Origin of the sequence: Proteiniphilum sp. (assembly GCF_040307845.1) — a bacterium.
In the GTDB taxonomy this organism is placed as follows: domain Bacteria; phylum Bacteroidota; class Bacteroidia; order Bacteroidales; family Dysgonomonadaceae; genus Proteiniphilum.
On the sequence record NZ_JAWRIS010000058.1, the window covers coordinates 192,185 to 218,391 of the forward strand.

Annotated in this window: 16 protein-coding genes; 1 reads left to right on the top strand and 15 read right to left on the bottom strand. The window is 42.3% G+C overall.

What is annotated here, in order from left to right; translation table 11 throughout:
- Window positions 1-45 precede the first annotated feature (45 nt).
- From ABV001_RS13835 to nadA, 10 genes are all read right to left on the bottom strand, one after another.
- Window positions 46-693: a hypothetical protein gene (locus ABV001_RS13835; RefSeq protein WP_352423352.1), complete on the bottom strand. Its 648-nt coding sequence runs from the start codon at window positions 691-693 to the stop codon at window positions 46-48.
- Window positions 694-697: 4 nt separating this feature from the next.
- Complete coding sequence (locus ABV001_RS13840) at window positions 698-2,128, bottom strand: glycoside hydrolase family 183 protein (RefSeq protein WP_352423353.1); 1,431 nt, start codon at window positions 2,126-2,128, stop codon at window positions 698-700.
- Window positions 2,129-2,257: 129 nt separating this feature from the next.
- Complete coding sequence (locus ABV001_RS13845) at window positions 2,258-2,668, bottom strand: DUF4945 domain-containing protein (protein WP_352423354.1); 411 nt, start codon at window positions 2,666-2,668, stop codon at window positions 2,258-2,260.
- 23 nt (window positions 2,669-2,691) lie between these two features.
- Window positions 2,692-4,500: a RagB/SusD family nutrient uptake outer membrane protein gene (locus ABV001_RS13850; RefSeq protein ID WP_352423355.1), complete on the bottom strand. Its 1,809-nt coding sequence runs from the start codon at window positions 4,498-4,500 to the stop codon at window positions 2,692-2,694.
- 95 nt (window positions 4,501-4,595) lie between these two features.
- Window positions 4,596-7,739, bottom strand: a complete 3,144-nt coding sequence (locus ABV001_RS13855) for a SusC/RagA family TonB-linked outer membrane protein (protein WP_352423356.1) — start codon at window positions 7,737-7,739, stop codon at window positions 4,596-4,598.
- A gap of 21 nt (window positions 7,740-7,760) precedes the next feature.
- Window positions 7,761-8,960: a glycoside hydrolase family 172 protein gene (locus tag ABV001_RS13860; protein WP_352423357.1), complete on the bottom strand. Its 1,200-nt coding sequence runs from the start codon at window positions 8,958-8,960 to the stop codon at window positions 7,761-7,763.
- Window positions 8,961-9,171: 211 nt separating this feature from the next.
- Window positions 9,172-10,947: an L-fucose isomerase gene (locus tag ABV001_RS13865; RefSeq protein ID WP_352423358.1), complete on the bottom strand. Its 1,776-nt coding sequence runs from the start codon at window positions 10,945-10,947 to the stop codon at window positions 9,172-9,174.
- A 196-nt stretch (window positions 10,948-11,143) separates the two neighbouring features.
- Window positions 11,144-12,139, bottom strand: a complete 996-nt coding sequence (locus tag ABV001_RS13870) for a LacI family DNA-binding transcriptional regulator (protein WP_352423359.1) — start codon at window positions 12,137-12,139, stop codon at window positions 11,144-11,146.
- Window positions 12,140-12,277: 138 nt separating this feature from the next.
- A complete protein-coding gene (gene ychF, locus ABV001_RS13875) occupies window positions 12,278-13,381 on the bottom strand; it encodes a redox-regulated ATPase YchF (protein WP_323425615.1) in 1,104 nt (367 codons plus the stop codon).
- A gap of 268 nt (window positions 13,382-13,649) precedes the next feature.
- Window positions 13,650-14,594: a quinolinate synthase NadA gene (nadA, locus tag ABV001_RS13880; RefSeq protein WP_352423360.1), complete on the bottom strand. Its 945-nt coding sequence runs from the start codon at window positions 14,592-14,594 to the stop codon at window positions 13,650-13,652.
- Between the two features lie 810 nt (window positions 14,595-15,404).
- Here nadA and ABV001_RS13885 point away from each other — a divergent pair.
- The gene (locus ABV001_RS13885; protein WP_352423361.1) at window positions 15,405-16,412 is read left to right on the top strand and encodes a tyrosine-protein phosphatase; all 1,008 of its coding nucleotides are present in this window, start codon (window positions 15,405-15,407) and stop codon (window positions 16,410-16,412) included.
- A 250-nt stretch (window positions 16,413-16,662) separates the two neighbouring features.
- On the opposite strand, the gene ABV001_RS13890 is transcribed toward ABV001_RS13885, so the two are convergent.
- The 5 genes from ABV001_RS13890 to ABV001_RS13910 all read right to left on the bottom strand — a co-directional run bounded on the left by ABV001_RS13890 (window position 16,663) and on the right by ABV001_RS13910 (window position 26,204).
- Window positions 16,663-18,627, bottom strand: a complete 1,965-nt coding sequence (locus ABV001_RS13890) for a glycoside hydrolase family 97 protein (RefSeq protein ID WP_352423362.1) — start codon at window positions 18,625-18,627, stop codon at window positions 16,663-16,665.
- 45 nt (window positions 18,628-18,672) lie between these two features.
- Complete coding sequence (locus ABV001_RS13895; protein ID WP_352423363.1) at window positions 18,673-19,629, bottom strand: 2-hydroxyacid dehydrogenase; 957 nt, start codon at window positions 19,627-19,629, stop codon at window positions 18,673-18,675.
- A 109-nt stretch (window positions 19,630-19,738) separates the two neighbouring features.
- Window positions 19,739-20,560 (bottom strand): HpcH/HpaI aldolase family protein, encoded by an 822-nt coding sequence (locus tag ABV001_RS13900; RefSeq protein WP_352423364.1) that lies wholly within the window; start codon window positions 20,558-20,560, stop codon window positions 19,739-19,741.
- Between the two features lie 103 nt (window positions 20,561-20,663).
- Window positions 20,664-22,124, bottom strand: coding sequence for a sialidase family protein (locus ABV001_RS13905; RefSeq protein WP_352423365.1), 1,461 nt, complete (start codon window positions 22,122-22,124; stop codon window positions 20,664-20,666).
- 102 nt (window positions 22,125-22,226) lie between these two features.
- Entirely contained in the window at window positions 22,227-26,204 is a 3,978-nt protein-coding gene (locus ABV001_RS13910) for a type 1 glutamine amidotransferase family protein (RefSeq protein ID WP_352423366.1), read from the bottom strand.
- Window positions 26,205-26,207 lie beyond the last annotated feature (3 nt).

The following is a 26,207-nucleotide window of genomic DNA, read 5'->3' on the forward strand; positions in this document are numbered from 1 at the left end:
ACTGATCATATTTGATCGATCGTCAACACGCTAAATAAAAGCAAATTAATGTTGTATCTTCCCGATAAACTGTTGCGGTGACAATGGAGTAATCCCAAAGATAAACTTTTCTCCATTCTTAAATATGGAATCGTCATAAATATTTGTCGTTATCTCCAATTCATAAGGGCGGGATTCGAAGAAACGAAGGCGGGCGTATACTTTGGCACCATTGTCAAAAGGTTCGGAAAAGACATACAATGTCAGCGTCTCCTCTCCATTTACCTTCTCCACTACCCCTCTTGCCGGGTATTGCTCATTTAAAGGTAAAACAGCCGTAGCATCGTCAGAACTCCAAAAACGTTTCCCCCATTTTTCCTTATCCAGGCTACTCTTTTCAAGTTCAGAATACCCACGTTCTTCAGCTCCTCTTGGAATTGGCTCAAAAGCAATGAAATTCATCACCTCCGGAAATTCATAATCCAGATACGGCGTGTAAATTCTGATCAATCCTCTGGGACCTGGTAACGGAGCTAACCCCACAATTATACCATCGGCATGGCCCCATACCGGCATAGCCGGTTTTCCCTGTACCGGTTGTATCCATGTGCCAACCGTATCGGGAGGCGCCAATTGCTTCCAATCCGAAAAACTCTGCTGAGCACCCGACGGGGTGATTATCAGTAAAAATAAAGAAAGTAGTAACTGTCGCATATCTTTAATCCATAAAGCTACCCATATCTGCCATATCTGCTTTCATCAGAAAGACATTGTACGGCATCCACATCGACATCAGAAAATAGAGATTGTCGCCGTTTACCGACAGAGGATGGAAATAGGAACCATATAACTGTGCATAATCTTTTCCCGCAGCGAGTTCATACGGTTCACTCCAGGGCCCGGTAATCTGTTCCGCAGTACGCATGGTGATATTATAGCGGTCACCATTGAAATAGGCAATGAACCACTTCTTAAAGGTCTCACTATAGATAAATGATAACTCACCCACTTTATCGTCAATAATGACAGTTGCAAGATTTTCATCTCCCTTGATCCATTGAAGGGAAGAGCCGTTCCAATATTCATATTGATCCCTGTTCTCAATATCCGTTTCATGAAAACGGGCAAGAGCCGCTTTGCTGTCTCTACCGGTCTGTGTACCGATCATATAGACATATCCGTCTTTCTTAAAATATCCACCTTGCCCGAAAGGACTGTTGGAGGAGAATGTGATACCTTCACATTTTTCCCATGTTTGCCCGTTATCGGTTGATTTATATATCCCGGAATAATTGGTGATCCAGCCGGTCCAATTTCTCATATTGAAATAATGGACATAATCGACCCCGTTGGCACGAATGGCCGCCGTGGGAATAGAGGTCCAGTCACCATTGCCCGAACCGTCCTTTCCACCATATATAATTTCACGGGCATCCCCCCTGGCATCGGTCGCCATGCTGCTGAAGGTCAACCCATCGTCAAGGTTTTTATCTTCTGAGAAAGCCAGTACATTACTTCTCCAACTACCTCCGTTGGGTCCTGGGTTGGTGGGGTTCGGCTTAAAATCCCTACCAAAAGTGTCTCCAAAGAACAATCCATATTTACCCGGTTCCATTTCCCAGACAATGCCCAAATCAGTCCCGCCCACATTCCAGTTCAATGTATTGTTGGGGCCTGGAAAAGTCTCCCCGGATATCGGGGCACCGGTCACACGTGCTATCCGACTTACATTACGGATAAAAAAGCCCCACCGGTTGTCTATATTAAGTGAAATTTCTTTCGAGATATTTCCATCCTGATAAACAGCTTTCAGCAATAGTTTGAAGAAATCAGGGTCGGAAGCTCTTACTTTGTATGTAAAAAGATAAGAGGAAGAGAGGTCGCCCCGGCTGATCTTTTCCGAATAACTTTCTCCTCCACTCTTAGTAATAATCAGATAATCGATATTATTAAGATTTTTGAACCGGAGATATGTGGAAACACTTTTTGTTATTTTGTCGGGTATGAGATCGGTTGCGTCCGACGTGATCTCATCCACCGGAATATAAGGCTCATCATTGCCTTCTTCTTTGCTACAGGACGATATAATGATCGTAATGATGGCAAAGGCTATACATATACAATAATTTTTAGTTTTTTCCGGACTCATATACTTTCTACGACTAAATACAACTCTCATTACTTTCAAGAGAAAAGGGTGTACCATCCAGCGGTATTATCAAGGATATGTACCTCTTTTGCGGTACACCCTCACCAGTTAATTACATTGTAACAGTTGTCATTTAATTTCAATAATCACACCTTCAGAAAAAACTCTGTCCGTAAATCCTTCCTCTTCCGCTTCCGGAGTCAGGAACCCCAGCAATTTGACGATAAACCTGTATTGCTTATTCGGGTCTATTGTAACTGTCTGGGATTTATTTTCATTAAATACCGAGATTTTCTGTCTGTAAATATCATTCTCCACCACTTGAATACTTACTTCCAGCGGTCGATTGAAATCTCCCGGGATATTGTCCGGTATTTCCCATGACAGTGTAATCACATTTCCTTCCTGTGTGTAGGATAAATTTTCCACTTTAGGCAAAGAATGATTGAAGTCTTTCCTGTCAACAATATCTCTGTCGTAGCACCCTGTAAAAAGGATCAAGGTGAGTGCTATAATAATCAGTTTTTCTATTTTTCTCATAACCATCGGTTTTATATCCGGCATCAATATCCGGGGTTTTGTGTATAGTTACCTTTGGCCCATTTCATCTGATTTTGATGAATAGGAAAATACTCATCCCGTCCGGCAGTGAAGCGTGCATTTGACATCCAAGAGAAACGGGTTTTCTCTACAGTAAAATAGTTGTTCATCACCTCTTCCAGGATACCCCAACGTTGCAGGTCGAAGAAACGGCGGCCTTCACCGGCCATTTCCAGGCGGTTCTCCCACTGCATCGCCTTCCATGCAAAATCTTTATCCCATACGCAATTTTCTCCCGGTTTATAGACTTCTATATGGTAGTTCATTACCGGTGTTCCGTCTGCCTTGATCAACCAACCGGCACTATGGGCAGCCCGTTCACGTACTTTATTGATAGGAATTAATGCTTCATTCCATCTATCCAGCTGAATCAATACTTCTGCCTGCCAAAGTAATACTTCATCGTAACGAATCATCCGTTTGTTCATTGAATTGAACTGCCAGCCGTCATACAGGAGGCAACCGCAACCGGGATGGGGTAATTCTTTCACCGATTTCAGCCAACCATATTCGGCTCCATTCCTTATTCCCCTGCTTTCAAAAATCAGATCCGGGTCGTACTTCCATGGATGTCCCGGAACTCCAGCGGTATGGCTGAAACGGGGATCCCAACTGTACTTATTAAAATAGTCAGGATTTCCTGCTTCCACAAGCGCCATATTATTACCTCCTTCAGCATTTTTGATATAATCGCCATAACTGTCTTTATTATAATCATCAAACAGAGGTAATCCGTCAGTTCCGGTCTTAAAAGCATTTCCCATAGTATAACTGATATGATGGAACCCGCAACATTGAAAACCTGCCCAGTTCCAGGGGTGGTTCAATCCTTCGCTACGATTGATTTTTCCACCGGTAGAACTCCCGTCATCAATAGAATATTGAATTTCCCAGATCGACTCTTTGGTATTGTTATCGGAAGTATGAATAAAGTTCTCTCCGAAATCTTGACAAAGACCCACTTTACCGCCTTCCTGGCCGGTCAGCTTATTCAGGTAGACCAACGCTTCCGAGAGCCGGTCTTTATTGATATTGACTACCTGATGCCTGTCGTCTTGTTCGTATGCCATGAACATGAGGGTCCTGGCCACCATGGCCGTGGCAGCATTCTTATCTACTCTTCCTTTCTCCGGTTGTATATCGGGCAACGCCTCTTCGGCATCTTTAAAATCACTCAGTATCCGTTCCCAGAGATACTGGTCGTTAGGGTAGTTGGAATCCCTGTTAGGTATTGCCTCAAACGCAGCAGAACTCCCCACCACATTTTCATCGATATAAGGTATATATTTGAAAAATTCTTTCAACCTGAAATGAACGAAACCCCTGATAAACTTCATTTCCCCCATCCTCACACTCTTCAAAGGAAAATCTTCTTCAGAGATATTATTCATTTTCTGTATGGCAGTATTACACCGTTGAATAATCTGATAGGAAACATACCATGGATAATCGATCGGCCAACCATTTGGCGTCAGATTCACAAAGGTTTCCATAAAACCCCATCCATCACCGCCGTCCCAGGTTCCACCGCCCCCTTTATAGGAGTCGTCAGCCCGCATAGAGCCAGACCACCAGGGCGAAAAAGGAGAATCCCAGGAAGGTATATCGGTAATTCTTGCATATGCTGCCGTCACAAATCCTTCCATGTCTTCGGGAGAATTCAGCAACCCATCATCCAATACCTGCTTGGGATTCACGTCCAGCAGATCGGAACAGTTATTTGCCGTAAAGAGGAAAATGGCGAGCAAAAAGATATATGTATACTTTTTCATACGATTTTTTATTTTTATATTTCGGTGTATGGAACTCGCAATAATCATGTTCTTGTGTGTAATGATTTAAATGCTCGTTTCATAATCTGTAAAATTTAGAATGTTACATTAACTCCAAAAGCCATGGTGAACGGCGTCAAATAACCATATCCCGGCATTTCAGGATCAAAACTGGTATATTTATCTTTTCCCCAGCCTTTTTTCAGCGTAAACAGATTACGAGCCGAAGCATAGATCCGGAGATGTTGCATCATCATCGCATTGGTAAGATGTTTAGGGAAAGTGTATCCTAACTCAACATTTCTCAGTTTGAGATAGGAGCCATCTTCTACAAAATAGGAGGAGAAGCGTTGCTCACTATTTGGATTTGAGTTTGAAACGGCAGGAATATCGGAATCGGGATTATCGAAATACCATGCATTCAATATTCTTTTTTCATGATTTTTTCCTGAGGGTACGGAAATGTTCCAGAGATCACTCTCTTGTTTCCAGATATTATTCACCTTATTACCATATACTCCCTGGAAAAAAATATTCATGTCAAAATTTTTGTAACCAAGGTCAAAAGTGATACCTCCGAAAAAATCCGGATCGGTAATCCCTATAAATGTACGGTCATACAATTCGTCAACCACTCCATTCCCATCCAGGTCTTTATACCGGATTCTTCCGACCGCCTTCCCTGCCTGTTCGGCATGGGCATCCACCTCTTCCTGAGTTTTAAAGATTCCATCGGCCACCAGCCCGTAGAGTATATTGGGTGTTTTTCCCAAAACAAAATCACGCATACCATCACCGGGGTACCTGTTGACCACGTTTTCTGGAAGTTCTACCAGTTTAGTCCTGTAAGAACCGATATTGGCACTTACGGCATACTGGAAATCAGCAGTAGGATCGTTTCGGTAAGTAATTTCAAACTCAATACCCTGGTTATTCATATTGGCACCATTGATCCAGGGTTCACCTCCTTCACCCATGGCGGCAATATAAGGAACCTGCACCAACACGTCGTTCGTCTTTTTAAAATAGTAGCTTAGTGAACCGAACAGGCGTTGGTTCAGAAAACCAAAATCGACTGCTATGTCGGTTTGTTTTGTGGTTTCCCATTTCAGATCGGGATTTCCAAGCCAGGTTCTCCGATAACCCGACCAAAGCGCCCCTGTTTCATTCCCTTCTATCGGATAGGATGTACCAAAATAGTCGGTGGTAAAAGGTGTGGAGGTATATCCACGGGGTAATCCCTGCACACTTCCATTGGCACCCCAGCTCGCACGGAGTTTCAGGTCGGATACCGCTTCCACATCAGCCATAAAAGGTTCGTTATTGATCCTCCAGCCGGCCGAGACAGCAGGAAAAGTACCGTACCTGTTATTTGCTCCAAAAAGTGATGATCCGTCACGCCGCAGCGTGAACGAAAGGAGATATTTAGAGTCCAGGGCATAATTTACTTTTCCAAAAAGTGAGAAATAGGTATATTCATCTGCCGAGCTGCCCAATGAATATTTCGTACCGGTAGTCACGCCAATATGGGCAAAATCCCTATCCTCAAGATAAATTCCCTCTCTTCGCGCGTTAAATCCCTCCTGTACAAATCGGGTAAATTCAGTACCCGCCACCGCATCCAATGAATGTCTTCCGGTACTCAGCGTATAGGAAAGGGTATTGGTCCATACATAACTCAGCGGATGTGATTGCCAGCTTCCTACATAATTTTCTCCGTTGCTGTTCCTTCCACCGGTTTCGGACCATACACCATCGACCGCTCTGTTATAAGCATTTCCGTAATCCACCCCGAACTGGGTACGTGCCGATATTCCTTTCCAGATATCAAGGTCGAGGAAAATATTACCGATTATTTTGACATAATTGTTGATATTATCCTTATTCATGGTCAACAAACGCACCGGATTAGTAAAGTCATCGAAGCCGGGAGCCCCCGCCCAGTTGCCGTTGATATCATACACGGGGCCGGCAGGGGGATTGATCATTGCCCAACGAGTTTCATTCGCATCCTTGTATTGCAGGTAGGTCAACGCAAGATTCTCACCCATTTTCAACCGGTTATCCAACAAGTTATATTCCGTATTGGCACGCACTGAATATTGGCGAAAGAAAGTATGGATTTGCGTCCCTTCATTATTGAAATATCCGAGTGAAAACAAACTTTTTGACCGGTCTGTCCCTTGTGAAACAGTCACCTGATGGTTTGTCATGATCGCGGTACGGAAAATCTCGTCCATCCAGTCGGTATCAGAACTCCTGACAGTCTGTTCCGGATTAAGCCATTCCGCCGGCTTCACTCCGTCGAGTATTGCCAATCCGTTCTCGTTTCTGTGCCAGGTAAAATCATAAGTTGTAGGTAATGAAATTGCGGTCCCATATACTTTTTCATCATACGCCTGGGCTCTGAAAGCTGCAATTCCGTACTCCTCAGCATTCATCAACCGGGGCTTATTCACCACGGAACTGAATGAGACACTTCCGTTGTATTCAACGGATATCGCACCTTCTTTTCCTTTTTTGGTCTGGATTAAAATTACACCCCCCGACGCGCGGGCACCGTATATACTGGCTGAAGCAGCATCTTTCAACACCTGGATCGATTCTATATCCCCGGAATTAATATCCCTGAGGTTAAGGTTTTCGGTAGGCATTCCGTCCAACACGATCAATGGCTTCACCCCTCCCGAAAGGGAAGATAGCCCCCTGACCTGGATAGTGACCCCTTCCGCGGGATTTCCCCCGTTGGTCGTAATATGCACCCCGGATAATTTTCCCTGTAATGATTTCATTGCATTGGCCGAAGGATTTTTGATGATATCACTACTTGTTGCCATAGAAACAGATCCGGTAAGATCGGCTTTCCGCTGTGTCATATAACCTGTATACACCACTTCGTCGAGCATGGTAGCATCCTCTTCCATCAGCACATCAATTACCATCATTCCCCTCACCGATAGTTCCATTGTCTTCTTCCCGATAAAGGAAAAGACCAGTACCACATCTTCTGATGGCACGTTTAGCTGGTATTTACCGTCCATATCGGTAGTAGTCCCTATAGTCGTGCCTTTTACATATACACTTGCCCCGGGTAAAGGCTCACCGCTAACCTGTTCCGTAATCACTCCCCTGACAGTCCTGGCTTGTTGTACCTCGTTGGGGATCCGGGCCGCAAAGGTATAGACAGTGAATCCCAAAAACAAACAAACCAAAGCGAGTTTGCAGATAAAATTTTTCATACAATTAAATTTATTGATTGATCACTCATTTCCCCACAACTGCGGGTCATTTCCTTTTGCTTTCCGCCATGCATCCCTCCAGCGGTGTATGTCCATATGGTTAATGAACGGCTTGAGTTTACGCACTTCTTTAGAAGGTGCGGGAGGCAGTTTCACTGCGCTTTCCTGATACCAGTAAGCTACTGTAGCCAGATCAAGGGTAAGGTTGTTATCATGCCCTGTTTCAATGGTTCCCTTCAATTCAGTCTCAAAGAAGATGGGGTCATTGATAAAAAACCGGTACACATGCGTCCTTCCCAGCCAGCCTATGTCATTATTCACCCTGGGATAACCGAAATGGGGGTGTGAGAACGGCTCTTTGGGACACCAGGAGGTATTGAAAAAATCCTCCGTACCGGTGCCTATCAGAGAAGGAGTCTTCTCCCCGTCGATAAACCACATGTCATCTCCCTCGCCATACCACATAGGGGTAGGGGAGTGTACATAATAATTGATCCCTACAAAATGCCCTTTCCCCTGGGTCTCAATAAATACATAATTACGTTCGCCTTTGAGATTGGGTTGCTGGGGAGCAATAAGCGCCCATTCAGTTTCCCCTTCGGGTAACGCTTTGGTCAGGCTGTGATTATACCAGGCATGAAAACGTCCCATTCCTTCGGGAAGTTCCGTCATCTCCAGATAATCCACATAGAAATAGAAAGCATTGATCGTTTTATCGGTCTGGTTCTCAATCTCTATCCTTGCTCCTTTCTCAAAGGGCATTGCAAAATAACTGCTCAGGCCTGTTCCTTCCTCGGGTCCTGCCGACAAGGGAAGCGAGGCATAATTATACCGCTCATCCCATCCCTGGCCAAAGAAAGGCCCGATCGGCGATTCCACCGAAGGATAATCATTCCCGTCCCAATACATCCTGATAATGATATCGTTCCTGCTTAATTCACCGGGCGGAGGAGCAATGGTGATCCAGATATGGTTGATCACACCGGTGCCTTTTATCTCCGCAATGGTTCGCTTCTCGCCGGGTTGAAACGGTTCGAGATGATCCCGGTTCCCTCCCGTAGGATCGGTACTCGAAATCCTCCTGTTTTTCATGCCCGATTTCATTTTTGCCAGTTCAAACATATCCCCCATCGACTCCGTCTGTGAAAAGAGGGAAAATGAAAGCATAATCCCCAGAATAAGGGCGCTTAATCTCAGTATTTTAAAATCAATTTTCTTCATTGTATTTGCTTATTTGGCTCACTATTATTCCGATAGAACGGAACCTCCGTTCCGATTTACACGTTCATCACGCTTATTTCATCCTCTAAATCAAATGTCCTGAAGCCAAACATTTTCATTCTTCCGATAAATCGGGAGTTTCACTCCGTTACAATTGATCATAGATCATAGATTCCACCAAGTCTTTACTCTTTATTCCTTGCTCTTTACTCTATTTATACAACGGCCCATAAGCGGCACAGGCACGGTAATCCGCCCCTTCGTTATCGGAACCGAACGCCGACCATGCATCAGGGCGGAAGATCTTTCCTTCATCCACATTGTGCATATTCACGGGGATAGAGAGTGCCGATGCCAGGGTGATCAGATCGGCGCCTATGTGTCCGTAACTGATGGCTCCATGGTTGGCGCCCCAGTAATTCATTACCGAGTAGATATCCGTAAAACGGCCTTTACCGGTAATACGCGGTACGAAGAAGGTTGACGGCCACGTCTTGTCGGTCCGCTTGTTGATGATGTCGAAGACTTCATCCGGGAAGGTGGCTGTCCATCCCTCGGCAATCTGCAATACAGGCCCCAATCCCTTGACCAGGTTCAGGCGGCACATGGTCACCGGCATGCCTGCCCGGGTCAGGAATTGCGAAGAATAGCCTCCCCCACGCATATATTCGAGCGAGGCGGGGTACCAGGTGGTAGCGCCGAGCATCTTTTCCACCTCTTCCTCACTGACTTCCCAGAAGGGTTTCATGATGGGATTACCGTTTTCATCCGATTGTTGGCCGGTACCGTCGAGGGTGCATGAGCCGGAATTGATCAGGTGGATGGCACCATCCTTCAGGATACCTTCCGGGCTCCATCCGCTTACCCGTTCTATCGCTTCGGGACTCCAGTAGGTGCGCACGTCGGCAAAGATCTGGGCGGTGTTGGTCAGCAGCTGGTTGAACAGCATGCTGATACCGTTCAGGTGGTCGTCTTCGGTAGCGAAGGTGTAGGGTTTGCGGATACCGTTCCAGTCGAACGACGAATTCAGGATCGCTTCGGAGAAATCACCGTCGGGCAGGAAATCCGTCCACTGGCGCTGTCCCTGGAAACCGCCCGCGATGGCATTATGGCCAAGCGCTTCCTCGCCACGGCCCATTTTGTCCAGTACGGGATTACCCTCCATCAGGTCGCGCATGATGAGCGTCATCTTCACCACGAACTCCCAGTCCTGGTCTTTCTGTTCACGGGTATGTTTCAGGTGTGCGGGGTTGAAATCCTCCCCTTCCCGGGGCATGCAATGCTTTTTGGTCCATTCCATCGCCTTGGTGAATTCATCATGGTCATAGATACCCAGCTGGATGCGACGAAGTATCTCGCTGGTATCCACAAATTCGGTACGCATGCCGAGGTATTCCTGCAGGAAATCGGGGTTGGTCATCGACCCGCCGATACCCATCGATACGGAACCGATGGAGAGGTAGGATTTCCCGCGCATGATGGCCACGGCCAATCCAGCCCGAGCAAACCGGAGCAGTTTTTCCCGCACGTCGTCCGGTATGGCCGGGTCGTTCATGTCCTGCACTTCCTTTCCATAAATACCGAAGGCGGGCAGGCCCTTCTGGTTATGGACCGCCAACGCGGCGGCAAGATACACCGCGCCGGGCCGTTCAGTGCCGTTGAACCCCCAGATCGCCTTGGGGATGTTCGGGTTCATGTCGATGGTCTCCGACCCGTAGCACCAACAGGGGGTGACGGACAGGGAAAGACCCACGTTATCTTTTTCAAATTTTTCCGCACACATTGCGGCCTCCCTCACACCCCCGATACAGGTGTCGGCAATTACACATTCCACCGGGGAACCGTCGGGATAACGGAGGTTCTCGCGGTACAGTTTCTCCACGCTTTTCGCTAAATTCATGGTGGTATCTTCCAGGGATTCCCTGATACCTCCGCGCCGCCCATCAATTATTGGGCGGATTCCGATTTTAGGATAATTTTGTTGCATACGATTTAGTTTACTTTTTTATACTATATTATTTATAAAATTAGATTAAACGTTTAATTTACTCACCTATTTATATATACAATTAATTACAGAATAAAATAATTAAACGTTTAACTATCGGCTACTTTTTCATCTTTTTACTCACATAATCAATCATAAATAATAATTAAACGTTTAACTTACCATAGAAAAAACTTCAGGAAATCAATTCAGCCTCCAGAAAGAGTTTCCGGTTTTTTATATCTTTCTTTTCTATTTGTCCTATCAGCAACTCTAACGCACTTTTTGCCATTTCTTCAATGGGTTGTTTAATAAACGGCACCCTGAATGGGAATAGATTAATGGCATCTGTTTCATCGAAACACATTACCTGGATATCCTTTTGAATGAGCAACCCATGTTTAAGCAATGATTTTACTCCCGCCATAGAAATAGTATTGGTGGCAAAGAAAATGGCATCCACCTTTTTTTCACATTCCAATAATTGCAAAATAGCCTTATCCATATCTTCCTCCAAAGATTGATAAGAGACTTCCTTCACATGATCCGGAGTGAACAGCCCGGCATCTTTCATTGCTTCTATAAATCCTCTCTTACGTTCATTGGTATGAAACTGATCCTGTTTATAAGTGATAAATGCCGAATTTTTATATCCCTGATCTATCAATTGTTTTGTGGACTGATAACATACTTCATAATTATTGATCAGCACGGATGGAACATCCAAATCCAGAAATCCCCTGTCAACCAAAACCAATGGTTTCTTGGCATTCAAAAGAGATTCGATCAAAACCTCACTTCCTTCAGCCGGAGTGATAATCAGTCCGTCTACCTGCCGTGAGTTAAGGAAAGCAATCATCTTTTCCATTTCTTCCAATTTTTCATTGGTATTTCCTATAATCACAGTATATCCCTCTTTTTCGGCATAATTCTGAAGATGCAGCGCCAGCGTACCAAAAAACACGTTCGAAATATCAGCCACTATCAATCCGATCGACTTTGAATGACCCATTTTCAGGCCTTTGGCCAGACTATTGGGTATATAATGTAATTCCGCCGCCTTATCTATGATTCTTTTGGACATTTCCTCACTCACCCTGCCATTCTTGTTCTTTCCATTTAACACCAGCGACACGGTTGCAGCAGAGACTCCCAATTCTCTTGCTATTACTTTTAAGGAAACTTTTTCCACTCTCAATAGATATTTATAACGTAACTTAACGCAAAAGTAATGGGTTAATCGATTAATTAAAAATTATTCTATATGTTCTATAACATATTTAAGGCCTTTATCCTTTATTTATACTGATTCTAAATAAATAAGATGGGTTTATACATTAAACCTGAAATGCATAATATCGCCATCCTGCACGACATATTCTTTTCCTTCCACATTCATTTTCCCGGCTTCCTTCACGGCATTTTCAGAACCATAGGCAATATAATCATCGTATTTGATCACTTCGGCACGGATAAATCCCTTTTCAAAATCAGTATGGATAACTCCCGCACACTGGGGAGCCTTCCATCCTCTATGGAAAGTCCATGCCCGTACTTCCTGCACACCTGCAGTAAGGAACGTCTGTAGATCCAATAAGCTATAAGCGGCTTTAATCAGGCGACTTACCCCGGATTCTTCCAACCCGATCTCATTGAGAAACATTTCCCTTTCTTCATAGGTATCAAATTCAGCTATTTCAGATTCAATTTTTGCAGCAACAACCAGTATCTGCGCCTTTTCATTCCTGACGACTTCACGTATCGTCTCTACATGTTGATTACCGGTTACCGCACTTGCTTCATCTACATTGCATACATATAATACGGGTTTTGCCGTCAACAAAAAAAGTTCACGGGCAATTTTATTTTCATCCTTGGTATCAAAAGTTACCGTACGTGCTGACTGACCCTGTACTAAAGCTTCACGAATTTTAGAATAGACTTCAAAAGCAAGCCTGGCATCTTTATCTCCTCCGGTTTTAGCCTGCTTTTCAACCTTATTGATACGGGCCTCAATCGTTTCCAGATCTTTCAGTTGTAATTCAGCATCAATAATCTCCTTATCACGTACAGGATCCACGCTACCATCGACATGTGTTACGTTTTCATCCTCAAAACAACGCAACACATGTAATATAGCATCCGTTTCCCGTATATTTGCCAGAAATTTATTTCCTAACCCTTCTCCTTTACTGGCTCCTTTTACCAATCCTGCAATATCGACGATCTCTACAGTAGTGGGTACAATCTTTTGTGGATGGACCAATTCTGCCAATTTATTCAGACGTTCATCCGGAACAGTAATAACCCCTACATTGGGTTCTATAGTACAGAATGGAAAATTCGCCGCTTGCGCTTTCGCATTCGACAAACAATTAAAAAGGGTGGATTTCCCCACATTGGGAAGTCCTACAATACCACATTGTAGAGCCATTTGATTAATACTTTAAGACCGCTTCGCTGCAAGAATCAAGAATTTTCTTAGAAACGAGGGCAGAAACAAACTTGTTTGACAATGTTTTCGATAAGTGAACACAGATGAAAAACAAGTTTTTCTCTGTTGAGCGAAGAAAACATCTGAGTTTGCTCGAATATGCCGAGTGACGACAGAAAATGGACGAAATCAACCAAGATTAGCAGCAAAGCTAAAATTTGTATTTATGGCTGCAAAGGTACAAAAAAGAGCGTAGTTATTCATATAACTATAAACCATAACGTGCCGATATTTCCAGCATCCGTTCAATAGGTTTCACGGCCTTCACCCTTATCTCTTCATCCACTATGATCTCCGGATTTTCATTTTTCAGACAGAGATATAATTTCTCCAGGGTGTTCATCTTCATATAAAAGCACTCATTACAGGCACAAGTGGAATCTTCCGGGGGAGCGGGTATAAACTCTTTATTGGGGTTCTCTTTTTGCATTTGATGTAATATTCCCGCTTCGGTAGCCACAATAAACTGCTTGTTGTGGGAATTAGTGGCAAATTGTATAATAGCAGAAGTGGACCCCACATGATCGGCTATTTCCAACAGATATTTAGGACATTCGGGATGAGCTAATAATAAAGCATTCGGGTATTCCCTTTTCAATTCCAGAATTCTTTCAAGGGAAAACTGCGCATGTACATGACATACGCCATCCCATAAAAGCATATTTCTACCTGTCAACTTATTGATATAGTCACCTAAATTCTTATCTGGCCCAAAAATTATTTTTTCATCTTCCGGAAGCGACTCTACAATCTGTTTGGCATTGGTGGAAGTAACTACAATATCCGTAAGCGCTTTTACAGCTGCTGTTGTATTTACATAAGAAATAACAGTATGACCGGGATGTGCATTTACAAACTGTTCGAATGGTTCGGCAGGACAACTCTCAGCCAAAGAACACCCGGCATTCAGATCGGGAATAAAAACCCGTTTTTCCGGGCTTAGTATTTTGGCTGTCTCACCCATAAAATGCACGCCGCACAACACAATGATATCAGCGGAAGTCTTAGCAGCCCATTGTGCCAATGCAAGACTGTCTCCTACAAAATCAGCAATATCTTGTATTTCAGCCTCCTGATAGTAGTGAGCCAATATAATAGCATTCTTCTCCTTTTTCAGTGATGTTATATTTTTGACAAGTTCTTCTTTAGTCATACAGCTATTTATTTTTTCTTATTTTCGTGTTTATATATCCAACCTATTTTTTCAACCGGATTTATATTTATTATATATATTTATACATTTAAAAAAATGTATGATAATGATAAATGCCTGTTGAAACAGTTGATGATTTTTACATAGAAAAGCAAGAAATTATGTTATTAAACTTAGAAACCATGTTATCATAATTTATCAACAATAAAATATTTAATTTATATCTGTCAATGTGATCATTACAAATGTTATCATAAACTGTTCAGAAGGGCAAAGTTAATAATTTATTTCTTTTTTGTTTCATTTCTCCTGTTGAAAAGTGGCGGAAATCTTTCCAATAAAAAAAGTATCTTTTTTAGCAAAAGTCGAAATTTTTTACAAAGGATTATTTTTTTCTCTCCTGCAAATTTTTTTATCAATTTCTATCTACACTCATTTCACAAGTTATCAACAGTCGTTTAACCTTCGCTGTTATTTTACTGTTGTAATTGTGTTGTTTATAGTTCATCAACTATAGACTAACTATCGGACTAAATGTTTAAAAATTAAGTATTAAAAAGAAAAACGAATAATTATATATTGTTAATCGATATCTCTTGTTTTTAGTTTGGAATAAAGTTTTTTGTACATTTGTTTGTTTATAGTATTTGTAAAAGAAGAGGTGAGAATACTAATTTCGTATGATGAAGATTTTCATATTCAGGGAAATAGTATGTAACTATCTTTTAATCATTTACTTGTATGAAAATTGATTATATATTTCGTTTTATATCGTATCTGATTTTATTGTTGATTCCCGGATATTCTTGTATGTCGACAGTAAAAATAACTTCTGTCGTAGAAAAAGACAAGGAGGGGGATTTCCTGTTGAAATGGGAAGTGAGCCCTGACCAGGAGGGCACTATAGATATTTATTCTTCTCTCACCGACAGTTCCATGACCAGTTTCACCCCCCTTACCTCTAAGAAAGTTACTGATCAGGTATTAAGGATAAGTCCTGCCGGTTCGGGACTGAGGGAATATTTTTTACTTCGTACTGCCGGTGTCTATTCGGGTGTTGTGGCGAATAGGATCATAGAGATGAATAACGTCAAAAATTTCAGGGATATAGGAGGGTATTCCACTACTGATAATCGTCAAATTAAATGGGGAGAGATATACAGGTCGGCTAATTTAAGTGATGCCACTTTATATGATCAGGAAAGAATACGCAGGTTGAATATTAAAACGATTATTGATTTCAGATCCGAAAGGACAGCAAAAAAGTATCCGCTGCTCCTTCATCCTTCTATCCGGAAAATAGCGCTGCCTCTGAGTCCTATGGACGCTGAAAAACTGGATGAACAATTGAAAGATGCAGGGTTCGACAGAAGTGATGCTATCCGTTACGTACAAGAAGCCTATGTAGATATCGTTGAGAATCACAAGGAACAATTCGGTGAAATGTTTGATATACTGACTAATGACAGTAATTATCCTGTCCTTCTGACGGAATCGTTGGGTAAAGATGGTGTAGGACTGGCTTCTTACTTTATTCTGTATGCTTTGGGTGTTCCTCATGGTACCCTGGAAGAAGATTATATGCTTTCGAACCAGGAGATTGATCCTGCAAAAGCGAAAATGGATGCACAGAATCTTTCAGAACCCTTACAGGAAGCTGTTACTGCTATGCTTTCAGTCAATAGGGCCTATCTGAACTATGCGATTGATTATATAAAACAAAAATACGGGTCTGTAGATAACTATCTTGAAAAAGAACTTCGGGTTACTTCAGGAAAGAAAAATTTATTGCGAAAATACCTGCTTTACCAGTACTGATACTACCGACATAGTCGTAAGCAGATTCCTCTAATATACCTTTAGTGTATCATCGGGATTGATCTCCTTAACCGGGTATTCGGGAACTTGTACATCCCGATCAAGTGAACCACCGGGTCCTTCACACTACGGACTGCCTGTAACCAGCGCATCACAGATGAACCAGCTGTCCACAAGCACGTAATTGACCCTGATCTTGCGGTAGATGGATAATAATACAGATAAAATCTTAAAGAAAATGTATCTTTAATTATTCAATAACTGCCACCCATCCACCATTTTTTGTCATTTTAATGTGGATGATATCGCTTTGTTTTATATTTGATTCTTTTTTACGGTAATCCATTGCTTGTCGACCGGCGTTGATCCCATCTTCAAATGATGTTATATGGTATTTTTTGTCCTTCGATAGGAAAGAGAGGTCTATGTCAAAAGTCCTTTCATTTTCTTTTCCGTTTGTCATGCTACCGATATACCATTTATCCTTTTTGCGTTTAGCCACAATGAGATATTCCCCTACTTTAGCTTCCAGTACTTTTGTTTCATCCCACGTCGTGGGTACTTGTGTGATAAATTCGGTACATTCGTGGTGACGGTAATAAAGTGTAGGATTATCAGCCAGCATTTGCAGCCCGCTTTCAAATATGACGAACAAAGCCATTTGGTATGCACGTGTGCCGATACTTGCCGAGTTAGGGCGGTCTCCCGACCCTCCTCCATACCTTTCTGGCTGCATGCTGATCATTGCACCCGGCGTATAATCCATAGGTCCAACAGCATTCCGGATGAATGGATGGTAAATGCTGTTGTCGGGATAACATCTTCCCATCTGTTCCATCCCCCTGACACCCTCATAAGAGATTACATTCGGATATTTATATTCGAGACCGGCAGGCTTGAACGAACCATGGAAATCTACCAGCAGTTCATGCTTTGCCGCTTCTTTTGCTACCCGTTCATAGTAATTCACCATCCATTGATCGCTCCGGTTCATAAAGTCAATTTTCAGACCTTTTACACCCCATCCGGCGACCGTTTTAAATAAATCGAAATGGTTCTCAACCGCCAACCATGTCAACCATAGAAATACCCCTACATTTTTTTCTTTCCCGTAACGGATGATTTCATGTACATCCACTACCGGACTGGGTGTATAGGGATCAGGTGTCGACAGAGCCCATCCTTCGTCCATAACGATATATTCCATACCGTATGTTGCAGCAAAATCGATGAAGTATTTGTAGGTATCCGTATTAAATCCGGATACGAAATTCACATCCGGACCATAAGGAGTCGCTCCGTTCCACCATTCCCAACTTGCCTGGCCGGGAACGATCCAGCTCGGATTTTCGATCTCCCTGGGAGCAGAAAGCCTTAAAGTCATCGTGTTTTCAATCAGTTGCCCGTCATTATTGGTCAGTACAAAATAACGCCAGGGGAAATTTCTTGTACCCGAAGTTTCGGCAATATAATCGGCTTCTTTCAGGATTTTCATGCTCCGGTCGCCATCCTCTCCAAACTCGAGCGGCACTTTCGGGAAAGTCGAAATCATGCCGTTATTGTTGGTTCCCTGTAAAAACATACATGGGTAATCGGACAGATCGGATTCCGAGATCAGAATTTTATAATCTTTCTCAGTATCCAGCAAAACAGGTAACACACATCTGTTATGATTTTCCGAAATAAAATCTTTTGTACGGACGTGCGTGTAAATTTCTTCGTAAGCTGTTTTAAAAGAATGGGGTTGTTGCATATGTGCCAGGTAATCCTCGGGGAATCCGATGGCAAAATCCTCCCCCTTTATTTTCACTTTCCCTTTTTTGTCGGTAATGAAACGGTAGGCTACACCGTCGTCGAAGGCTCTGAATTCCACGGAATAACCGTTTCTGAAATTGAGCAACAATGAGTTGTATTCGTTTTTTACCGTTGAGAATTTTAACGGTATATCCGGCGTGATCGTTTCTGATACCTTTTTTTCCTTTACTCCCTTTAACTTCGGATCTTTTCCAAATACCTCATCCTGTAAGGTGAGCTGCAGATAGCAGTCCTTTAGCAGGAGGTCGTTATTATAGGAGATATTATAATATATCTTGTCCCCAATAATAATAGTCAGTTTGATTTCTTTGTTCGGGGATATTAGTTCTATAGTTTTCGCATAAGAACTACTACTTATAAGAAACGAGACTACAAGGAGTAGTAAGATTATTCTTTTCATTTTATTTTTTTATTGTAAGTTATTAATTCATTGAAGTTTAGTTGTTCATTTCAATTCAGGAATTAAGGTAATCTCTTTTCCGTCTCTAAAAGCTAATATGTTCCTAATCACTGTATGAGCTATATTGTCATTTGCTTCTTTTGTATTCGAACCGCAATGAGGTGTTAATAATACATTTGGAAGTTTTCGAAAATCAACCTTATCTGTCGGATAATAAGGTTCTTTAACAAAAACATCAAGGGCTGCAGCCCCCAAAGTATTATCTAATAAAGCTTCGTACAAATCACTCTCAACAACTAGTTCTCCTCGTGATGTATTAACAAGGATAGCACCTTTTTTACAAAGAGACAAACGTTCTTTGTTGAAAAAACCTTTGGTTTCTGGAGTTGTTGCTAAATGTAAACTAATTATATCTGCTTCTTTTACAACCTGTTTGTAATCCAATGAAAAGAAATCGGCCAAATTGTTCTGTTTAGGGAAATGCCTGGAGTAAGCATTCACTTTCATCCCGAAACCATATTTAGCGATCCTGGCAACAGCTTGTCCAATCTTTCCGAATCCAATGATAGCAATGGTTTTACCTTTTAACTCAATGCCTCCTACTCCTATCCATTCGTTGCTTTTCATAGATTTATCCAAATCCGCAGTATGCCTGCAAAGAGTCAGCAATAACGCGAAAGTGTATTCGGCAACGGAATCCGTCAGTGTATCAGGAGTATAGGCTACTCGAATTCTACGCTCTTTACATAACTCCACTGGTACGGAATTGTAACCCACTCCGTAACGGATAACTAACGAACCGGAACGCAACGCACGATAAAAATTTGATGAATAGGCCTCTGCTCCGATTATAAAGCAATCTGCCCCAGCATGGTGATATTCCAACATAGCAACTTCATCCAAAACTTCTGTAAGCAAGAACCCAATAGAATATTTTTTTGCAGCTTCAGAAAATACAGAAAGACTGCGGTCGTAAAGGTTTTTTTGTACTACAATTTTCATTTGTTCAAAATTATCGTCAAGACTTTTTTTAATCACCCCTTTCCCAACTTATTCCGAAAAAAATTGGGAAACACAAGGATGAGCTGTATCTCAAGGCTGCCTCATAAGTTTACTTTGCAGAATGATTATTATATGCAGGCTTTTCTGTTTTGTTGCAAATATTGGAAGCATTCAACGATGCGAATTCTTTGGATTTTTCCATCAAAAATATCGTATCCATACCGCAAGCAATAAAACGAATTCCTTTTTTCAGCAATTCGAGGATTTTTTCAGATGTAGGATGTACTTCATGTAATCCCATCGTCACACCATATTGTTGCGCTTTGCTCTGGATAGTTTTCATAACTTTCCGAAAATCAATGTTGTCAAATTGACCGGGGATTCCCATTGAACCGGAAAGATCGTAAGGACCGACAAAAACAGCGTTAATAGCTTTGCAGGCAAAGATATCATCCAAATCTTTCAAGGCATCGATATGTTCAATCATAATCGCAATAAAAATTTCCTGATTTGCCTCTATAAAATATTCTTTCGAGAACTCTCCGTATCCAGTACATCGTGGTAGAGCATAGGAGCGGTTTCCTTCGGGGGGAAATTTTATATGGGAAAGAGCATTTAGAACATCCTTCAATGATTTTATCATAGGAACAATAATACCTCGCGCTCCCATATCCAGGTATTTTTTTATTTCCACTTCATTGTTTGAACTTACCCGTACAAAAGGTTCGGCTCCATGTAATTCAATAGCCCTGAACATATCCAGAGCCGTTTCCTTCGATACCTGCGAATGTTCTGCATCGATACAGACCCATGAAAAGCCCGACAGAGCCATAATTTCGGCGGAAACAGGACTATTACCCATTATCCACCCTCCTAATGCGGGCTGATTCTTTCTTAACCGTTCCAGAACTAAATTTTTCTTAACCATCATTTTCTTAATCTTTCTATAAAAAGCTGACAACTAAATTTCTATTTATCTCTCAAATAACTGATTTTTTCGTTCTCCTTTACTTTGAATACCTCCTATAGATATATCAATATTTCAAATTCAAGTATTTACCAAGTAAAAATCTTTTTCTATCAGGGTACCATAGAATAGTTTTTCCGTCATATTCAGTGATACTGCAATATGTACCAACCTCCGTAGACATCTTAGGAGATACTGCTATATCATTCGAGTTTAATATTTCTACAGGCTTTCCAAACCATATAGGTTGGTCTGCATCTTTTTTAAACTCACCAATTACGTAGTAAGTTGGATTGCGAATGACATTCGTATAATTAATTTCCCAATTCTTATTATGCTGATCATAACCGAATCTCTTTCCAGCATTATTATGAAAAAACAGGATGAATCTACCATCAGTTAATCGGTAAATTGGACAGGGTGACATCGGATGTGCAATTCCTTCTCGTGTATCAGAATATCTTAATATTCTGGTAGGGATCCATGTTCTACCGTTATCAGAAGAAACCGAATAATAAATATATCCGGTCATATTGCGCATAACTGTAAACAGCTTCCCATCTGGGAGCAGAACCAACGCCGGTTCCTGGGCCACACTCATATGAGGATATACAGGGTTTTGTACTTCTAAACCTTTGTCGTCCTCCGGATACCATTCAATTTTTATTCCAGGAACCCCAGGATTATCATCAATATTCACGAACCGCATAAAATAGGATCTCGAGTCAGCATTGACCCAATTCTTTTCACTCTTTTTCAAAGTTTTAGAAGTTATCAATGTATAACCAACAATCCATTTCCCTTCTCTATCCTGAATTGGCTTCTGCCAGACAATCCAGTTTTTAGGAAATTTTTTATCTGGATTATCATACCTGGATCTTTTCATTGTAATCTCCTGAGGTTTAGACCATGTATGTCCATTATCGTCGGAATAAATACATCCCATTGATCCACTACCTTGCCGGTCATTATCAAATACCTCAATTTCTTTGGTATAAAAAATATAGATACGTCCACCTTTTGACACTATCGGAAATCCCCAACTTGCCTGCAGGCCACCTTTGCCATACTCTGTTCCAACAAGGTATCTTGGCTGAGACCATTTTAGTGCATCTGAACTTCGTGATAAGACCAAGTGATTATCACCTTTCCCTTCAACAGAACTTTGCGTCCACAAACCCAGAAGTTCTTTGCTTTTGGGAGCTTTAAACACCAGAAAATGCTCATTATCCCCATTATAATGACCTGCCCCTGTTGGTACATATACTTCTATATCAGGTTGAGTTCTTTTCCATTCAATATCCGGATCCCCAAGGGGTATATCCTTCCCATATTTCCCAAAGGGATACCCATACCTGATCAACTCATCACGTGTAAAAAGTTTTTTTACAGACAGTTCTTTATCCGTATTTTGCTGCTCTGTCGCTTTTTTACTATTGCCACAGGAATAGCCGGTGAAAAGCGTACTGAATAATAATAAGGATAGAATTCTATTTATCACTTTGTTCATTTTACGTTTATCTATCATGTCTATTTCTATTTTATTCTGATTATGTCTGTGAAATTATCCGATAGCCATTGCTCGGTATAAATACTCTTCCATTGGAAGTATCATCTCCTCCACATTCAATTATGGTTTTAAATTACTTAATGGTTGACCTCTCAAATCGTTAAGTCCTGTCCGAATCGCCCAATCATCACCCCAATGGTGCAACGATTTAACCAAAATAGTATTTTCACCTGCATTCAGCCGGATCGGAATCTGCGCTTCTTGTGGTAACAATCCTACAGCGAGTTGATCCTCATAAACTTTCTCCCCGTTAACATACACTGCGCCGCGCTGCGTCATAGAAATATGTAGCAGGGCATCGGTCGGAACGGAACAACTCACTCTTGTCTGTGCAAATGCAACAAGCCCTTCGGTTGAAACATTACATAAAACATCCAGTGGCACCCGTGCAACTTCAGAGGAGTCTGCCGTCCACGGCACCCAAGAAACCACTCCGTTTTTGCCTTGCCAGGTTTTGAACAAATCAGTATTTGTTTCAGGGCCAAAATCGATTTCCATCCCCTGGAAATCCTTGTCGGCAAACGGACCGAGGACATGCCAATTGGTGATGGAAGCAGCCTTCATAAACATACCGGATTTAATAGATGTTTGAGCTGCCGCGGTCGGTGTTTGATCCATTGTTTGAATCAACACGCCGTTTACCAGCCATTCAATGCTGTTATGGTAGAGGGGTCCTACATTTTTCCCAAAAAACCTGAGGATAAGCTTTCCATCGGTTACCGTTGTTTCAAACGCTCGATTATCAAACCGGCCTGAACGCAACATTTCACCGAAAAGTTTCAGCTTCCCGTTGGCTTCCACATATGTGGAGGCTGTACGCCCTTCGTTCGCAGTACCTCCTCCCGGATTCATCTCGCTATAATCACCGGAAATGATGGTGACACGATATTTTCCATTTGGCAGATCTATGCGAAACTCACCAGGGCGATGCGGTGGATCAATAAACGGATACATGCGGTTTTTGCTTTTACCTGGCCATGAGCTATTTATGGGATTTATGTTACGGATAAAATCGGAATGCAGGGCATCAGGCTTGCTACGCTCAACAGCCACGATATCCTGATTGACCGTCCATCCGTATCCGAGCATACTTGTGTATATCGTGTTAGGTTCTATTGCTATCCATTCTTTGGCGGCATTTCGTGTTCCAAAATCGAACCTTAAAACCCCTTCGGCATTCAGGGTTTGTTGTCGTGACTGTTCTATTTCGGCCATAACACGGTATGTAACTGTTGTTTGAATGGCGTACAGACTATCAGCCAGTATCTGCATTTCTTCGGACAATGCGCTGCATTCTTCAACCGCCGCGTTGCCTTGAATTTTAGCCAAAGTTTGTCGAACGGCTGTTTCTGCAGCATCATCCATAACCGGTGCACCTTCAAGACAATGTTGCGCAATACGAATTCGGTTAAACGCTTTACGGGCAGCGGCGGCATTAGTGCGCACCGGCAGTTCCTGCTCTGCCGAAAACACCACAACGCCGAACAAATCCAGTTGCGGAATCTGTACATTAATCCAGTTGCCATCTCTCGTGATGGCAAGTTCGATCGGTGGAGGTGGATCGTCACCAAAATAATCAGGTGCAAACCAATATGCTTTAGAAAGCTTATTTACATCAGGCGATTGGAAACGAATGGTGAAATTTCTAACGGGGCGTACAAAATCATCATTGGCTTTGAGATCATAATTTACCAGTGTGACGGTGGTCATCGGTCCGGCGCCATGCTTCCAGACATTTGTCCAGACCGTTGGCAGCAGATCAGTGTCCAAAATATCTTTTTCGAGCTGCATGATGCCGGTAATTTTCTCATTGCCTTCGAAAGAAAGAATACCGACATCCACAATCTGGCCGCTGGCAATATCAGCAGGATTATTTTTACAGTGTAAAGCAATGACATTACATCCAATACGAACTGCAGCCATTGCTTCAGGTGAGAGGTCTAACGTTTGGTAACCTTCAAAGACCCGTCCCCTACCCTTTGCATTCGCTGCAAGAACACCATTGATATACACATCGGTATCCCATAAATGAATTATATCAAAAATCAATGTCTTTAGATTTGCATTTGTTTGAACATCAAACTCCCGGCGCAGCCAAATATCGGAAGACGTCCACTCAGTATTCGGTACTGCACCTCTAATCTCTTTGCTGCCAAACGGAGCGTTACCGCTGGCCCAGCCCGCATCGTTAAAATCGGTATGAAACCAGTCAGGCGACGGCATTGAAAAAGTGTATTTCCATTTTTTAGCCTTCTCTTTTGAGGTCGGCAAAATGTACACCCCCAAGGCATAGAGATCTGCCATTTTTTTGTCAACAATGCGTACTGTCCCGCTACCGGTATTGTTAAGTAAATCTGAAAAGACCGGCTTTTTCCGAGGGTTCATTTCTTCATCACGAACGCCGTTTATTCCCCATAATATTAAATTACCTCCGTTTCGCACCCAATTCGAAATCGCCTCTGCCTGTACATCAGAGATGCAGTCTGCCTCCGGAATGATTATTGAACGGTATCTGTTTAGTCGTGCAAGAGCAGGAGTGTCATCAAAAACGTCAGGATGTCCGAATGGAATAATTTCATACGGCAGGTGTTCTTCTTCAAGAAATCTTGCCACTGCCGTAAAATGGTTGAGGTGAGGACGTGGTACAGTAAATGATTGAAACTGTCTCCAGAAAGTACTGGTTAAAGAGTGCACAAGTCCGATATGCGCAACTTGTGTACGATCAGTAAACAAAACTCGATTTCTACCAGTAAATTTGGCATGTACTCTGTTCACCTCGTAAAAGTTTTTATCCCATCCTTTTTTACCCATTAAATGATTAAATTCAGTAGCAATCCATGTTTGTACCGGAACACCTCCGTTTGCATGCGCTTCTGCTGCCGCCAACGCCGTTGGAAGTTTTTTATTACCTCCATACGGACTATGCTTGCCACCGTGATATTGTACGGTAAAAACAGGACGTTCAAAATTACTCATCGCCCGGCCAACTTTATATACCAATGTTGACCATGCCTGACGTCCCGCATAAAACGGTGGCTGTAATTCTGTTGACACTTCCGACCATGGAACGTCAACGTATGCTGCCATAATTGTCGGGGAAGCGCGTAATCCGCTTATATGCGGTATATTACCATAAAACACAGGTGTTGGGAGTTCAAATTGTCTGGCGACTTTTTTCAAAGCATTGGCTTTATCTACAACCAGTGCTATATTTGTAATATACTGAAATCGAATATACTCTCGTAAAATTGGGTCAATCAGTAATTCCTCTGCCGATGAATTCTTCAGCTCCTGTTCCTGATAAATTTGAGAGCCATCCATGCTAAAATCGGTATTCAAGAGCAGACGCTTTTCTCTGATGTATTTATTGATATTAAAAGTTTCGGGGTCAAAGTGCATTTCCGAAAGTTGCTTTTTCGTAAAACGCTCTTCCATGAAACGAATAAACCGATAATTGCACCACCCGCAGAAGCCCTGATTCCATGTGTAAAGTGGATTGGCGATGTTATCTTGATAGAGCGCGTTGCCGAAAATACCCGGACGAATCACCCCTTGTCGCACTACCTCTTCCCATTTTGGAGCAAGATTACACATACATGTCGCACTTACTGTTTCCGTAAATCCCCGCATTGCCACAGTCCCGTCTTCCTTACGGGCAATTCCGTTCGTTCCGAACAATTTTTCAGCATAGAACATTACTGGATTTATGGATTCCTGGTATTCGCATTCCATAGGGCTGTTCACCGCCACACCGCGCATCCGGTAAAAATCACCGCGATTCATTGCAGCACCGCTCCACATATCGAGAAAATCCGGATCAAAATCATTAAAAAAGGTTTCCCGTTGTTCATCTGTCCAGCTTTGCATATAAATTCTTGTTGGCGCCGCATCAACAACCACCCAATTTAGCCAGTCAGTGCCTACACTATCCCTATAGATGTTTTGCAATGTCTTTATGTAATCCGCATCTCTAATTTTTTCCTGACCAAAACAATTGGTCAGGAAAAAAATTAAACAGAATATTTGAAAAGTTTTCATACT